Annotated in this window: 14 protein-coding genes; 11 read left to right on the top strand and 3 right to left on the bottom strand. The window is 69.2% G+C overall.

Features of this window, described 5'->3' with window-relative positions; all coding sequences use genetic code 11:
* Nucleotides 1-239: 239 nt before the first annotated feature.
* Together BJ963_RS02055 and BJ963_RS02060 are read right to left on the bottom strand one after the other, a co-directional pair.
* Complete coding sequence (locus BJ963_RS02055) at nucleotides 240-845, bottom strand: DNA-3-methyladenine glycosylase I (RefSeq protein ID WP_179454253.1); 606 nt, start codon at nucleotides 843-845, stop codon at nucleotides 240-242.
* Complete coding sequence (locus BJ963_RS02060; RefSeq protein ID WP_089912559.1) at nucleotides 842-1,339, bottom strand: methylated-DNA--[protein]-cysteine S-methyltransferase; 498 nt, start codon at nucleotides 1,337-1,339, stop codon at nucleotides 842-844. Before BJ963_RS02060 ends, BJ963_RS02055 begins: the two co-directional genes overlap by 4 nt.
* A gap of 135 nt (nucleotides 1,340-1,474) precedes the next feature.
* Here BJ963_RS02060 and BJ963_RS02065 point away from each other — a divergent pair, with 135 nt between their 5' ends.
* From BJ963_RS02065 to BJ963_RS02090, 6 genes are all read left to right on the top strand, one after another.
* Entirely contained in the window at nucleotides 1,475-2,446 is a 972-nt protein-coding gene (locus BJ963_RS02065) for an aldo/keto reductase (protein ID WP_179454255.1), read from the top strand.
* Between the two features lie 55 nt (nucleotides 2,447-2,501).
* Nucleotides 2,502-3,134, top strand: a complete 633-nt coding sequence (locus BJ963_RS02070; protein ID WP_231946795.1) for a TetR/AcrR family transcriptional regulator — start codon at nucleotides 2,502-2,504, stop codon at nucleotides 3,132-3,134.
* Entirely contained in the window at nucleotides 3,125-4,858 is a 1,734-nt protein-coding gene (locus BJ963_RS02075; protein ID WP_179454257.1) for an ABC transporter ATP-binding protein, read from the top strand. Before BJ963_RS02070 ends, BJ963_RS02075 begins: the two co-directional genes overlap by 10 nt.
* An 11-nt stretch (nucleotides 4,859-4,869) precedes the next feature.
* On the top strand, nucleotides 4,870-6,843 hold the full coding sequence (locus BJ963_RS02080) for an ABC transporter ATP-binding protein (RefSeq protein ID WP_281363842.1): 1,974 nt from the start codon (nucleotides 4,870-4,872) through the stop codon (nucleotides 6,841-6,843).
* 66 nt (nucleotides 6,844-6,909) lie between these two features.
* Entirely contained in the window at nucleotides 6,910-7,182 is a 273-nt protein-coding gene (locus tag BJ963_RS02085) for a type II toxin-antitoxin system TacA family antitoxin (RefSeq protein ID WP_179454259.1), read from the top strand.
* 70 nt (nucleotides 7,183-7,252) lie between these two features.
* Nucleotides 7,253-7,684 (top strand): GNAT family N-acetyltransferase, encoded by a 432-nt coding sequence (locus BJ963_RS02090; protein WP_179454261.1) that lies wholly within the window; start codon nucleotides 7,253-7,255, stop codon nucleotides 7,682-7,684.
* A 39-nt stretch (nucleotides 7,685-7,723) separates the two neighbouring features.
* Here BJ963_RS02090 and BJ963_RS02095 read toward each other — a convergent pair whose 3' ends face one another.
* On the bottom strand, nucleotides 7,724-8,515 hold the full coding sequence (locus tag BJ963_RS02095) for a DUF1206 domain-containing protein (protein ID WP_179454263.1): 792 nt from the start codon (nucleotides 8,513-8,515) through the stop codon (nucleotides 7,724-7,726).
* 108 nt (nucleotides 8,516-8,623) lie between these two features.
* Here BJ963_RS02095 and nusA point away from each other — a divergent pair, with 108 nt between their 5' ends.
* The 5 genes from nusA to BJ963_RS02120 all read left to right on the top strand — a co-directional run bounded on the left by nusA (nucleotide 8,624) and on the right by BJ963_RS02120 (nucleotide 13,741).
* Nucleotides 8,624-9,631, top strand: coding sequence for a transcription termination factor NusA (nusA, locus tag BJ963_RS02100; RefSeq protein WP_179454265.1), 1,008 nt, complete (start codon nucleotides 8,624-8,626; stop codon nucleotides 9,629-9,631).
* Between the two features lie 105 nt (nucleotides 9,632-9,736).
* Nucleotides 9,737-9,988, top strand: a complete 252-nt coding sequence (locus BJ963_RS02105) for a YlxR family protein (protein WP_081626598.1) — start codon at nucleotides 9,737-9,739, stop codon at nucleotides 9,986-9,988.
* A 103-nt stretch (nucleotides 9,989-10,091) separates the two neighbouring features.
* Nucleotides 10,092-12,857, top strand: coding sequence for a translation initiation factor IF-2 (infB, locus tag BJ963_RS02110; protein ID WP_179454267.1), 2,766 nt, complete (start codon nucleotides 10,092-10,094; stop codon nucleotides 12,855-12,857).
* Nucleotides 12,858-12,914: 57 nt separating this feature from the next.
* Nucleotides 12,915-13,418: a 30S ribosome-binding factor RbfA gene (gene rbfA, locus BJ963_RS02115; protein ID WP_179454269.1), complete on the top strand. Its 504-nt coding sequence runs from the start codon at nucleotides 12,915-12,917 to the stop codon at nucleotides 13,416-13,418.
* Between the two features lie 32 nt (nucleotides 13,419-13,450).
* Nucleotides 13,451-13,741 (top strand): YciI family protein, encoded by a 291-nt coding sequence (locus BJ963_RS02120; protein WP_179454272.1) that lies wholly within the window; start codon nucleotides 13,451-13,453, stop codon nucleotides 13,739-13,741.
* Nucleotides 13,742-13,757: the final 16 nt, after the last annotated feature.

Here is a 13,757-nt window from a genome sequence, read left to right on the forward strand (position 1 = left end):
GATCCGAGGCGTGTGCGCGTACTGGTTGCGCGTCATCCGCCTCACCAAGTCGGGCCGTCGTGTGGTGGCCGGCGCATCATCCCCATGCGTCGTTTCCTGCGCCGGAGTGTGAGGCACCAAGATTCCGCCTGCGGTCGGGCACGAGCGGTACGCCCTCACCAGCGAGAATCCGGCGTCGGAGTCCGTATCCGCCGTCGGCCCGACTCTCTCGGTCCTCTCCCGTACTCCCGCAGCGACCGTCAACCGGCGCGGAAGCAGCCCTCGAAGTGGTCGTCGACCATGCCCGTCGCCTGCATGAGCGCGTACATGGTGGTCGGCCCGACGAAGCGGAATCCTCGGCGGCGCAGTTCTTTGCTGAGCGCCGTCGACTCGGGCGTGACCGCGGGGATCTCGCCCCACTCCCGCGGCCGGTGACCGGCGCGCGGCTCCGGGGCGAAGCTCCACATGAGCTCCTCGAGCGGTACATCGAGCTGCAGCACGGCACGCGCGTTCGAGATGGTCGCCTCGATCTTGCCGCGATGCCGGATGATGCGCTCGTCCTGCAGGAGGCGCTGGACGTCGGTCTCGGTCATGGCGGCGACCTTCTCGGGGACGAAGCCGAGGAAGTCCTCCCGGAAGGCCGGACGGCGCCGCAGGATCGTGATCCACGACAGGCCCGCCTGGAACCCTTCGAGGCACATCTTCTCGTAGAGCGCGCGCGGGTCGTGCTGCGGGCGCCCCCACTCGTCGTCGTGGTAGCGGCGGTACTCGGGATCGCTCGCCGACCACGAGCAGCGCGCAACGCCGTCCTCGCCGATGACGAGCGCGGAGCGGAGGGGTGTCGGTGTCGTCGTCGCGTCGCTCATGCGGCCAGCAGGATCCCCTCGTGCTCGAGAAGCCACAGCTTGGTGGGGATGCCGTCGCCCCCGCTGTAGCCGGTGACGCGGCCGCTGGAGGACAGCACGCGGTGGCAGCCCACGATGATCGGCACCGGGTTGGCCCCGACGGCCCCGCCGATCGCCCGGCCGTAGCCCGCGTGGCCGAGGGAGGCGCCCAGCTCGCCGTACGAGACGAACGTGCCGAACTCCAGTGACGCGAGCCGCTGCCATACCGCCTGGCGGAACGGCGTGCCCGTCAGACGCACGGGCACGTCGAAGGCCCGCCGCGAGCCGGAGAAGTATTCCTCCAGCTGGGCGGCCGCGTCGTCGAGCACGGGCGTGCTGCGTTCGGGATGGTCTTCGAGAGGGAGGTGACCCGATCGCTCGATGGAGAGAGAGGTGACGGCGGTGCCGTCACTGGTCAGTTCGAGCCGCCCGATGGGGCTCGTGGTGCGGAGGAGATAGGCGAAGGAACTGCTCATGGGACGACTCTAGGGCGCGCCACCGACGCGCACTCGCGGGAATCGGACATCGGGGGATAACTGCCGCTGCCCCGGATCTGTGGACGATTCCGTGGTGCCCGACGCGGGGAGAAGCGCCCTGCCTAGACTCGACGCATGGCGAACATCGAATACCGCACCCTCGGCCGCTCCGGCCTCGTCGTCTCCACCATCGGCCTCGGCTGCAACAACTTCGGCCGGAAGGACACGCTCACCGAGACGCAGGAGGGCACCGATGCGGTGATCGGCGCCGCGATCGACGCCGGCGTGACGCTGTTCGACACCGCCGACATCTACGGCTCCGAGCGCGGCCTCTCCGAGACGCTCATGGGCAAGGCGCTGGAGGGCAAGCGCGACCGCATCGTCCTCGCCACGAAGTTCGGGATGGACATGGCCGGCCTGAACGGACCGGACTGGGATGCGCGCGCCTCCCGCCGCTACATCCGTCTCGCCGTCGAGAGCTCGCTCCGCCGGCTGCGCACCGACTGGATCGACCTCTACCAGCTGCACCGCCCGGACGGCGTGACACCCATCGAGGAGACCCTGGCGACCCTGGACGACCTGATCGCCGAGGGCAAGATCCGCTACATCGGCCACTCCAATCTGGCGGGGTGGCAGATCGCAGAGGCGGAGTTCACCGCGCGTCTGCACGGGCATCCGAAGTTCATCTCCGCCCAGAATGAGTACAGCCTCCTCGCGCGCGACGTCGAGCGCGAGGTGCTGCCGGCCGTGAACCGCTACGGCCTCGGCTTCCTGCCGTTCTTCCCGCTCTACAACGGCCTGTTCACCGGCAAGTTCACCCGGGAGGGCGGCCCGTCCGACAGCCGGATCATGCACCTCCGCCGCCACCTGCTCGACGAGGCCCCGTGGGACAGGATCGAGCGCTACCAGGCGTTCTGCGACGAGCGTGGAGTGACCATGCTCGCCGCGACCTTCGCGTGGCTGCTCGCCCAGCCGGGCCTGTCGAGCGTCATCGCGGGCGCGACGAAGCCGGAGCAGATCGTCGCCAACGCCGAGGCGGCGACCGCCTGGAAGCCCACCGCCGCCGAGGTCGCCGAGATCGGGGAGATCTTCGCGCCCGCCGCCTGAAATGCGTGCTCTCGAACTCTTGTGAGTGAGCACTCACTCCGAGTAGAGTCGCCGCGTGACGAACGACGCTGCGACCGACGACCCGCCGCGCTCCCGCGCGCAGCCGATGGCCGCGGAGGATCGCAAGGCGATGATCATCGAGGCGGTCATCCCGCTGCTGCTCGAGCACGGGCGCGGGATGACCTCGCGCCAGATCGCCGACGCGGCCGGTATCGCCGAGGGCACGATCTTCCGCGCCTTCGGCGACAAGGAGACGCTCATCACGGCGGCGATCGAGAAGTACCTCGACCCGGAGCCGCTGCGTGAGGCGCTCCGCAGGATCGACCCATCGCTCCCGCTGGAGAACAAGATGCGCGCGATCCTGTACCTGCTGCGGGAGCGATTCCAGAGCGTCATGCGGATCATTCCGGTCCTCGGCCAGCAGCGGCCGCCCGTCCCGGAGGAGCGCGGCGAGTTCGCCCAGATCATCGCCCGGATCCTGGAGCCGGAGGCGGCCGAGCTGAACTGGCCGCCGGAGCGCGTTGCGCACCTGCTGCGGCTGATGAGCTTCTCCTCCGCGTTCCCCGCGCTCAACGAGGGCGTCGAGTTCAGCATCGACGATCTCGCCCGGATGACGCTGGTCGGTGTCGCCGGGACCTCGCCCCACGTCCTCATCCCGTCATCCGACACGGAGGCATCATGCTCCTGAGACTGCTCGGCCGGTTCCTCCGGCCGCACTGGCCGCTCCTGATCGGGGTGATCGTCTTCCAGCTGGCGCAGTCGCTGCTCTCGCTCTGGCTGCCGACGCTCAACGCCGCCATCACCGACAACGGCATCGCGAAGGGCGACACCGGGTACATCATGGCCGTCGGCGCCGAGATGCTCGGGGTGACGCTGGTGCAGGTCGCCTGCGCCATCACCGCGGTGTACTTCGGGGCGAAGGTCGCCATGCTCGTCGGCCGCGACCTCCGCGAGGCGATCTTCCGCCGCGTCGGCGAGTTCTCCGAGCGCGAGGTCTCGTCGTTCGGTGCGCCGTCGCTGATCACCCGCAACACCAACGACGTCCAGCAGGTGCAGATGCTGGTGATGATGACGTGCACGCTGCTCGTGTCCGCCCCCATCCTGGCGGTCGGCGGGATCGTGCTGGCGATGCAGCAGGACATCGAGCTGTCCTGGCTGATCGCTGTGAGCGTCCCGGCGCTGCTGGTCGCGGTGAGCATCATCATCGCCCGCATGGTTCCGCTGTTCCGGCGGATGCAGGACAGGATCGACCGGGTCAACCGCGTCCTGCGGGAGCAGCTGACCGGGCTCCGCGTCGTGCGGGCGTTCGTCCGCGAGCGCATCGAGACCGACCGGTTCCGCACCGCGAACGACGAGGTGACGGAGACGGCGCTCAAGGCCGGCCGGCTGTTCGCGCTGATGTTCCCGATCGTGATGCTCGTGCTGAACGTGTCGAGTGTCGCGGTGATCTGGTTCGGCTCGTTCCGGGTGCAGGACGGCTCCCTCCAGGTGGGGACGCTCACGGCCTTCCTGCAGTACCTCATGCAGATCCTCATGGGCGTGATGATGTCCACGATGATGGCGGTCCTCGTGCCGCGCGCCTCGGTGTGCGCCGACCGCATCGGCGAGGTGCTCGGAACGGAGCCGTCCGTCCGCGCCTCCGAGAACCCGGTCACCGAGGTCGAGGCGCACGGAACGGTGGAGTTCGTCGACGTCGGCTTCTCGTATCCCGGAGCGGAGCATCCCGTGCTCACCGACATCACCTTCCTCGCCGAGGCGGGCCGGACCACGGCCATCATCGGCAGCACCGGCGCGGGCAAGACGACGCTGGTGAACCTCATCCCGCGTCTGTTCGATGCGACGAGCGGGATCGTGCTGGTCGACGGTGTGGATGTCGCGGAGCTCGATCCGGAGGTGCTGTGGTCGCGCATCGGGATCGTCCCGCAGCGTCCCTACCTGTTCTCCGGGACGGTCGCGTCGAACCTGCGCTACGGCAACCCGGACGCCACCGACGACGAGCTGTGGCACGCCCTCGAGGTGGCGCAGGCCCGCGACTTCGTCGAGGCGATGCCGGAGGGCCTCGACGCGCCCATCGCGCAGGGCGGCACCAACGTGTCCGGCGGCCAGCGGCAGCGGCTCGCGATCGCCCGCGCGCTGGTGCGGAAGCCCGAGATCTTCGTCTTCGACGACTCGTTCTCCGCACTCGACACGGCGACCGACGCCCGGCTGCGGGCGGCCCTCGCCCGGGATGTCACCGACGCGACCATGATCGTTGTCGCGCAGCGGGTGTCCACCATCGTGGACGCCGACCAGATCATCGTCCTCGACGACGGCCGCGTGGTCGGCCGCGGGACGCACGACGAACTCCTCGAGAGCAACGAGACCTACGCCGAGATCGTCTCGTCGCAGCTCGCGGCTCAGGATGCGGCATAGGGAGAACCGGGATGAGCGACAAGACGACGACCCCCGAGCGGCCGGCCGGCCCTCCGATCCGGCGTGGCCCCGGTGGGGGAGGACCGTTCGCCGGGATGGGCATGCCCGTCCAGAAGTCGATGAACTTCGGCCCGAGCGCGAAGCGCCTTCTCGGGCGCCTCCGCCCCGAGTGGCTGCCGCTCGCCGCGGTCACCCTGCTCGCGGTGGTGTCGGTGACGCTCGCGGTGCTGGGGCCGAAGCTCCTCGGCAACGCGATCAACCTGGTGTTCGCCGGCGCGCTCTCGCTGCAGTTCCCGAAAGGGGTGACGCAGGCTCAGGTCATCGCGGGCCTCCGCGCGAACGGGCAGGACCAGTACGCCGACCTGCTCTCCGGCACGACGTTCACGCCGGGAGCGGGCATCGATTTCACCGCGGTCGGCCAGACCCTGCTCTGGGTGCTCGCGCTGTACGTCCTCTCGTCGGTGTTCAGCTACCTCCAGGCGTACGTGCTCAACGGCATCACCCAGCGCACCGTGTACCGCCTGCGCTCGGATGTCGAGGACAAGCTGCACCGCCTCCCGCTGCGGTACTTCGACGGGATGCAGCGCGGCGAGCTGCTCAGCCGGGTCACCAATGACATCGACAACATCTCGCAGTCGCTGCAGCAGACGATGAGCCAGCTGCTCACCTCGCTGCTGACCGTCGTCGGCGTCGTCGTGCTGATGTTCGTGATCTCGCCGCTGCTCGCCCTGATCGCGTTGATCACCATCCCGCTGACGCTGGTGATCACGACGCTCATCGCGAAGCGGTCGCAGAAGCTGTTCGTCGCCCAGTGGCGGCACACCGGCGAGCTGAACGGCCAGATCGAGGAGGCCTTCACCGGTCACTCGCTGGTCAAGGTGTTCGGGCGGCACCGCGAGGTGGAGGCCCGGTTCCGCGAGAAGAACCAGGAGATGTACCGGGCGAGCTTCGGCGCGCAGTTCATCTCGGGCATCATCATGCCGGCGATGATGTTCGTCGGGAACCTGATGTACGTCGCCATCGCGGTGGTCGGCGGACTCCAGGTGGCCATGGGGGCGATGCAGCTGGGCGACGTGACCGCGTTCATCCAGTACTCCCGCCAGTTCACGCAGCCGCTCACCCAGCTCGGGTCGATGGCGAACCTGCTGCAGTCGGGCGTCGCGAGCGCCGAGCGCGTCTTCGAGCTGCTCGACGCCGACGAGCAGTCGCCCGACCCGCGCACGCCGGCGAGCCCGTCCGGCACCCAGGGGCTCCTGGCGTTCGAGGACGTGTCGTTCCGCTACGTGGAGGACACCCCGCTCATCGAGCACCTGTCGCTGGTGGCGCAACCCGGCCAGACCGTGGCGATCGTCGGTCCGACGGGAGCGGGCAAGACGACGCTCGTGAACCTGATGATGCGCTTCTACGAGCTCGACGGCGGGCGGATCACCCTGGACGGCGTCGACATCGCGTCGATGAGCAGGCACGACCTGCGGAGCCGCATGGGCATGGTGCTGCAGGACACCTGGCTGTTCAAGGGCACCATCCGCGACAACATCCTCTACGGCCGCCCCGACGCGTCCGAGGAGGAGGTGCTGGATGCGGCGCGCGCGACGTACGTCGACCGTTTCGTCCACTCGCTGCCCGACGGCTACGACACCATCCTCGACGACGAGGGCTCGAACATCTCGGCGGGGGAGAAGCAGCTGCTCACGATCGCGCGCGCGTTCCTGGCGCGGCCGAGCGTGCTCATCCTCGACGAGGCGACTTCGTCCGTCGACACCCGCACGGAGCTGCTCGTGCAGAAGGCGATGAGTGCGCTGCGCGCGGACCGGACGTCGTTCGTGATCGCGCACCGGCTGTCCACCATCCGCGATGCCGATCTCATCCTGGTGATGGAGGCGGGCCGTATCGTCGAGCAGGGGACGCACGCCGAGCTGCTGGCCCGCGGCGGCGCGTACTGCTCCCTCTACAACGCGCAGTTCGCCGGGGCGGCGAGCGAGTAAGGGGTCGACGCGTCTGAATGAGTGCCGTACAGTTGTACGTACAGCACGTTTGTCGAGAGGGATGTCATGGGTGCAAGCGCACGCCTGGAGTTCCGGGTGAGCCCGGCCGACCGGGCCCGGATCGAGCACGCAGCCGAGCTGGCCGGTGAGCCGACGTCCACGTTCGCGCGTCACGCGGCCGAGGAGCGGGCCACCCAGATCCTTCGCGAGCACGAGGCGACCACTCATGTCCCGGCTCGGTTCTTCGACGACCTGTTCGCCGCTCTCGACGCGCCGGGAGAGCCCAACGCTGCATTCGCGGCCGCTGCCGACCGCCTGCGCGGCATGACCCGTGACTGACGGGCTGCCTTCGGAGCGATTCGACCCGGTTCGTCACGACACCACCTCATTCTCGTGCGGCGTGCCGGCGATGGATGCATGGCTCCGCGAGAACGCCGAGGACGCGGCACGACGGAGCACGGCCGTCACCTGGGTGTGGCTGGACGGCGACCGCATCGTCGCGTTCTATTGCTTGTCCGCGCACAAGGTAGCCCGAACCGAGGTCCCCGGCTCGATCGGGAGGGGAGGGCCCGTCGAGATACCGGCGGTCATGATCGGCAAACTCGCTCTCGACACGACCCTTCGCGGTCAGGGTCTCGGAGGTGTTCTGCTCGCTGACGCGCTGACGCGAGTGGTCTCCGCGACCCAGGTCGTGGCCGCTCGGGTGGTCGTGGTCGACGCGTTGGACGATGCTGTCGCCCGGTTCTATGAACGGTTCGGTTTCAGCCGCGTCCCGGGAAGCCTTCGGCTGGTGCGTCGGATCCGAAGCGTCGCGATCGATCTGGGAGTTGCCGCAGACTGACGCGGCGAGCGCGACGCCCGCAGGTCGACGCGCCGCGGATCACGGCTCCGCGAGGCGCGAAGCGTACGCGCGCACGCACCAGAAGGCGCCGTACGCGACGAGGCCCAGGGCGATGAGGATGAGGAGCACGACGCCGAACGGCACCTCGGTGAGTGCCTTCAGGCTGCCGTCGAGTCCTCCGGCCTTCTCCGGATCGGACGTGAGGGCGCCGAAGACGACCAGGCCGCCGACGATCACCAGGGCGACCCCCTTCGACACGTAGCCGACCCGGCCGAGCGTCGTCGTGATGGTCGCCCAGCGGTTGGGCGGGAGGCGCAGGTCGCGCTCGAAGCGATGCGTCAGTCCGTTCACCGCGAAGACGATTCCAGCGACCACGATGGCGATGCCGATGCCCGCCAGGAGGAACACGCCCCCGGGCATCGCGAGCAGCTGCGCGCTCATCGACTTCTCGGAGGAGGACGCGTCGTTGCGGCCGCCTGCCGCGATGGAGACGGCGATGCCGGCGAGGGCGGCGTAGACGATGCACTTGACGACCTCCGTCACCTTCTGGCCGGGCTTGTGCGCGGTGATCGCCTGCAGGATCTGCCAGACCGCGAGGAAGACGAGCCCGACGATGACCGCCCACAGCACGAAGAGCCCGCCGGGGACGGCGACGAGCGCCTGGAGCGCGCCCGACTGGTCCGCGCTTCCACCAGCGCCGAACGCGACGGCGAGGGCGATGACGCCGATCAGGATGTGCAGGATGCCGATGGCCGCCAGGCCCACCCGGGCGAGGGCCCGGACGGCCGGCTGGCGCTCGACGCGGGAGGCGACTCGGCTGGGGGAGGTCATGCGGTGAACGGTACCCGGCGTTCACGCGTTCGGGAATCTCGGGTACCGTAGAGGACTGAGTCCGCCGCGCCGTCACGCGGCGGCGAGATCTGAATAGAGGAGGCCGGCATGGACATCGACCTCAGCGTCTTGCGTCTCATGGAGCGCGAGAAGGAGATCCCGTTCGATGAGCTGGTGCAGATCATCGAACAGGCCATCCTGACCGCTTACCTGAAGCACACGAACCAGGCCGATCACCGCCACGGTCACAGCGACCAGCCGCCGGCCGCCCGCGTGCACCTGGACCGCAAGACGGGGCATGTCACGGTTTACGTGCCCGAGCGCGACGAAGATGGCACCATCATCGGCGAGGCCGAGGACAGCCCGAGCGACTTCGGCCGCATCGCGGCCTTCGCAGCCAAGCAGGTGATCAACCAGCGGCTGCGCGACATCGCGGACGACGCCGTGCTCGGCGAGTTCCGCGGGCGCGAGGGCGACATCGTCGCCGGCGTCATCCAGCAGGGACCGAACCCGCGCATGATCCACGTCGACCTCGGGACGGTGGAGGCCATCCTCCCGCCGGAGGAGCAGGTGCCGGGCGAGGAGTACACGCACGGCTCGCGCATCCGCGTCTACGTCACCAGCGTCACCAAGGGGCCGAAGGGTCCGTCGATCACGGTGTCGCGCACCCACCCGGCGCTCGTCCGGAAGCTGTTCGCCCTGGAGGTCCCGGAGATCGCCAGCGGCGTCGTCGAGATCGTGTCGCTCGCCCGGGAGGCCGGGCACCGCACGAAGATGGCGGTGCGCGCGACGGAGCCGGGGGTCAACGCCAAGGGCGCCTGCATCGGCGAGCTGGGTCAGCGCGTCCGTGCGGTGACCGCGGAGCTGAACAACGAGAAGATCGACATCGTCGACTACTCGCCGGACCTCGCGACCTTCGTGTCGAGCGCGCTCTCTCCCGCGAAGGTGACCAGCGCGTTCGTCATCGACGAGTCGCTGAAGGCCGTCCGGGCGCTCGTTCCCGACTACCAGCTGTCGCTCGCGATCGGCAAGGAGGGTCAGAACGCCCGCCTCGCCGCGAAGCTGACGGGCGCGAAGATCGACATCCAGCCCGATTCGATCCTCGACCGCGATTGAGTTCTGCAGAACCCGTGTGCTTCGTGCGGAATGTCGGCGCATTCCGCTACGTTCTCAACTGTGCGGGTTCCCGTCCGTTCGGCGCGTGCCGCCGGGAGGAGTAGGATGGAACCCGTCAGAACGTGCGTCGGATGCCGTTCTCGCGCTCCCCGGTCCTCTCTTCTGAGGATCGTCGCCCAGGATTCGGAACTCGTGGTGGACCCGTCCGCCACCCGTCCAGGGCGGGGCGCGTGGCTGCATCCGGTCGAGGAGTGTCTCGAACTCGCGTTGAAACGCCGGGCCTTCGGGCGGGCGCTTCGGGTGGAGGGGACGCTCGACACCGCGACCATCCGGTCGCAATTCATTAGAACAGGCTGAAGAAGTTGACTTCACATGAGTGACAACCGATGAGTGTCTCGAAATGAGATCCGTCCGCTATTAACGCCTGCCCCTGTCTGGGGTGGGCCCAGACAGGAGAATTGTGGCTGCAAAACCACGCGTACATGAGGTCGCGAGCGAGCTCGGCGTCGACAGCAAGGTCGCGCTCGCGAAGCTCAAGGAGATGGGCGAGTTCGTCAAGGGACCGTCCTCCAGCATCGAGCCCCCGGTAGCACGCAAGCTGCGTGCCGCCCTCGAGGCCGAGGGTGCGAAGCCGACCGCCGAGAAGGCGACCGCTGCCGCACCGAAGGCGCCGTCCCAGGCGCCGCGTCCGGCCGCGCCGCGTCCGGCGCAGGCACCTGCCGCCGCCGAGGCCGAGACGGATGCCGGGCCCAAGCCGCAGGCGCCGATGTCGGTCGCCGAGCGTCAGGCCGCTGCCGAGAAGGCCGCTGCCGAGAAGGCGGCGGAGAAGGCTGCCGCGAGCACCCCGGCCGCCGGAGCCCCGGCGACCCCGGACGCCGTCAAGCCGGCGTCCGCCCCCCGCCCCGCCGGCGGTGGCATCCCGCGCCCGAGCGCCCCGCGCCCGGGCAACAACCCGTACTCGTCGAACCAGGGGATGGGTCAGCGCACGCCGCGTCCCGGCAACAACCCGTTCTCGTCGTCGCAGGGCATGGGACAGCGTCCCTCGCCCGGCAACATCCCTCGTCCGACCCCGCCGCGTCCCGGCTCGCCGCGCATCGGCGCTCCCGGCCAGGGTGGCGGCAACCGTCCCGGCCCGCGTCAGGGCGGCGGCGGTCGTCCCGGCTTCCAGCAGCGACCCGGCACCGGTGCAGGTGCTGGCGCGGGCGCCGGCGGCGGCTTCCAGCGCCCCGGCGGCGGCTTCGGCGGACCGCGCCCCGGTGGCGGCGGCGGCCGTGGTCGTGGACCGGGCGGCGGCACGGCCGGCGCGTTCGGCCGCGGTGGCGGCAAGAGCAAGGCACGCAAGTCGAAGCGCGCGAAGCGCCAGGAATTCGAGATGCGGGAGGCCCCGTCGCTGGGCGGCGTGTCCGTTCCCCGCGGCGACGGCAACACCGTCGTCCGGCTGCGCCGTGGCGCGTCCATCTCCGACTTCGCCGACAAGATCGACGCGAACCCCGCGTCGCTGGTCACCGTCCTCTTCCACCTGGGCGAGATGGCGACCGCGACCGAGTCGCTCGACGAGGCCACCTTCGAGGTGCTCGGCGAGGAGCTGGGCTACAAGATCCAGGTCGTCTCGCCCGAGGACGAGGACAAGGAGCTCCTGGAGGGCTTCGACATCGACCTCGACGGCGAGCTCGCCGGCGAGTCCGACGAAGACCTCGAGATCCGGCCGCCGGTCGTCACCGTCATGGGTCACGTCGACCACGGTAAGACGCGCCTCCTCGACGCCATCCGCAACGCGAACGTCGTCGCGGGCGAGGCCGGCGGCATCACCCAGCACATCGGTGCGTACCAGGTGTGGACGGAGCACGAAGGCATCGAGCGTGCCATCACCTTCATCGACACCCCGGGTCACGAGGCGTTCACCGCCATGCGTGCCCGTGGTGCGCAGGTCACCGACATCGCGATCCTCGTGGTCGCGGCGGACGACGGCATCATGCCGCAGACCATCGAGGCGCTGAACCACGCCCAGGCGGCGAACGTGCCGATCGTGGTCGCTGTGAACAAGATCGACAAGCCGGAGGCCAACCCGGCCAAGGTGCGCCAGCAGCTCACCGAGTTCGGCCTGGTGGCGGAGGAGTACGGCGGCGACGTCATGTTCGTGGACGTGTCCGCGCGCAACGACATCGGCATCCAGAACCTCCTCGACGCGGTCCTGCTGACTGCCGACGCCGGTCTCGACCTGCGCGCGAACCCGAACAAGGACGCCCGCGGTGTCGCCATCGAGGCGAAGCTCGACAAGGGCCGCGGCGCCGTGGCGACCGTGCTCATCCAGTCCGGAACGCTCCGGGTGGGCGACGCGATCGTGGCGGGCACCGCCTACGGCCGTGTCCGTGCCATGGCCGACGAGAACGGCGAGGCCGTCTTCGAGGCCGCCCCGTCGCGTCCGGTCCAGGTGCAGGGTCTCTCCAGCGTCCCGCGAGCCGGCGACGTGTTCCTCGTCACCGAGGAGGACCGCACCGCCCGTCAGATCGCCGAGAAGCGTGAGGCGGCGGAGCGCAACGCGCAGCTGGCGAAGGCCCGCAAGCGCATCTCGCTCGAGGACTTCACCCGCGCTCTGGAAGAGGGCAAGGTCGAGGCGCTCAACCTCATCATCAAGGGCGACGTGTCCGGTGCCGTGGAGGCGCTGGAGGAGTCGCTCATGAAGATCGAGGTGGACGACTCGGTGAGCCTCCGCATCCTGCACCGCGGCGTCGGCGCGATCACCGAGTCGGACATCGACCTGGCGACCATCGACAACGCGATCGTGATCGGCTTCAACGTCCGCCCGGACGTGAAGGCGCGCGAGCGTGCCGCCCGCGAGGGTGTGGATGTGCGCTTCTACTCGGTCATCTACAACGCCATCGAGGACATCGAGAACTCGCTGAAGGGCATGCTCAAGCCCGAGTTCGAAGAGGTCCAGTCCGGTGTCGCCGAGATCCGCGAGGTGTTCCGCTCCTCGAAGTTCGGCAACATCGCCGGTGTCATCGTCCGCTCCGGGACGATCACGCGAAACGCCAAGGCGCGGGTCATCCGCGACGGCGTGGTGGTGGGGGACAACCTCGCCATCGAGTCGCTGCGCCGGTTCAAGGACGACGTCACCGAGGTCCGTACGGACTTCGAGGCCGGTATCGGTCTCGGGAAGTACAACGACATCCAGATCGGCGACGAGATCGAGACGACCGAGCTTCGCGAGAAGCCTCGCGTCTGAGTCGAGAGGATGGCCGGTGGCATCGCCACCGGCCATCTTGTCTGAGAGGAGTACCCCATGGCTGATCCGGCACGCGCGAGGAAGCTCGCGGACAGGATCAAGGAGATCATCGCCAAGCGTCTCGATCGCGGCCTCCGCGACCCGCGCCTCGGCTTCGTGACCATCACGGACGTCCAGGTGACCGGCGACCTGCAGCACGCCACCGTGTTCTACACGGTGTACGGCACCGAGCAGGAGCGCGAGGACAGCGCCGCCGCCCTGAAGGCGGCGACCGGCATGCTCCGCAGCGAGGTCGGCAAGAACATCACGGCCCGGCTCACGCCGACGCTGGAGTTCCAGCTCGACGCCATCCCGGAGAACGCCGCGCAGATCGAGAGCCTGCTCCGCGAGGCGCGGGAGCGGGACGCCGAGGTCGCCGGCCTCGCGGCCTCCGCGAACTACGCGGGTGACGAGGACCCGTACGTCAAGCCCCGCGAGTTCGAGGACGACGACGAGGACGACTTCGACGACGAGGACGACGACGAGGCAGACGACGAAGAGTCCGGCGTCGAGAAGCACTGACCGCCGCGCCGGGTCGGCTCTAGGCTGACGGCATGTTCGCCGTCTCGTACTACGATGCCGACCCCGACGCGGGTCCTGAGCACTTCCAGCGTCTCGTCGAGACGTACCCGCGCCACCGCGCCTACCTCGACGAGTTCGCCACCGGCGGCGATGTGCTGATGATCGGCACCTTCGGCGATCCCGCCACGCAGGGCTCCATGGCGATCTTCCGCAGCAGGGATGCCGCGGAGCGCTTCATCGCGGGCGACCCGTTCGTCACGGAGGGGCTGGTCTTCCGTATACGCATCCAGGACTGGGATCCGCTGGTATTCTCGCAGAGCTGACGGCCGACGGCTGACG

The organism is Leifsonia soli (assembly GCF_013408745.1).
In the GTDB taxonomy this organism is placed as follows: Bacteria; Actinomycetota; Actinomycetes; order Actinomycetales; family Microbacteriaceae; genus Leifsonia; species Leifsonia soli.

What these genes read in the sequence shown, in the direction of transcription:
- BJ963_RS02095 (WP_179454263.1), bottom strand. Translation starts at nt 8,515, where the DNA reads ATGACCTCCCCCAGCCGAGTCGCCTCCCGCGTCGAGCGCCAGCCGGCC.
- BJ963_RS02120 (WP_179454272.1), top strand. Translation starts at nt 13,451, where the DNA reads ATGTTCGCCGTCTCGTACTACGATGCCGACCCCGACGCGGGTCCTGAG.
- nusA (WP_179454265.1), top strand. Translation starts at nt 8,624, where the DNA reads ATGGACATCGACCTCAGCGTCTTGCGTCTCATGGAGCGCGAGAAGGAG.
- BJ963_RS02085 (WP_179454259.1), top strand. Translation starts at nt 6,910, where the DNA reads ATGGGTGCAAGCGCACGCCTGGAGTTCCGGGTGAGCCCGGCCGACCGG.
- rbfA (WP_179454269.1), top strand. Translation starts at nt 12,915, where the DNA reads ATGGCTGATCCGGCACGCGCGAGGAAGCTCGCGGACAGGATCAAGGAG.
- BJ963_RS02055 (WP_179454253.1), bottom strand. Translation starts at nt 845, where the DNA reads ATGAGCGACGCGACGACGACACCGACACCCCTCCGCTCCGCGCTCGTC.
- BJ963_RS02060 (WP_089912559.1), bottom strand. Translation starts at nt 1,339, where the DNA reads ATGAGCAGTTCCTTCGCCTATCTCCTCCGCACCACGAGCCCCATCGGG.
- BJ963_RS02105 (WP_081626598.1), top strand. Translation starts at nt 9,737, where the DNA reads ATGGAACCCGTCAGAACGTGCGTCGGATGCCGTTCTCGCGCTCCCCGG.
- BJ963_RS02090 (WP_179454261.1), top strand. Translation starts at nt 7,253, where the DNA reads ATGGATGCATGGCTCCGCGAGAACGCCGAGGACGCGGCACGACGGAGC.
- BJ963_RS02080 (WP_281363842.1), top strand. Translation starts at nt 4,870, where the DNA reads ATGAGCGACAAGACGACGACCCCCGAGCGGCCGGCCGGCCCTCCGATC.
- BJ963_RS02075 (WP_179454257.1), top strand. Translation starts at nt 3,125, where the DNA reads ATGCTCCTGAGACTGCTCGGCCGGTTCCTCCGGCCGCACTGGCCGCTC.
- BJ963_RS02065 (WP_179454255.1), top strand. Translation starts at nt 1,475, where the DNA reads ATGGCGAACATCGAATACCGCACCCTCGGCCGCTCCGGCCTCGTCGTC.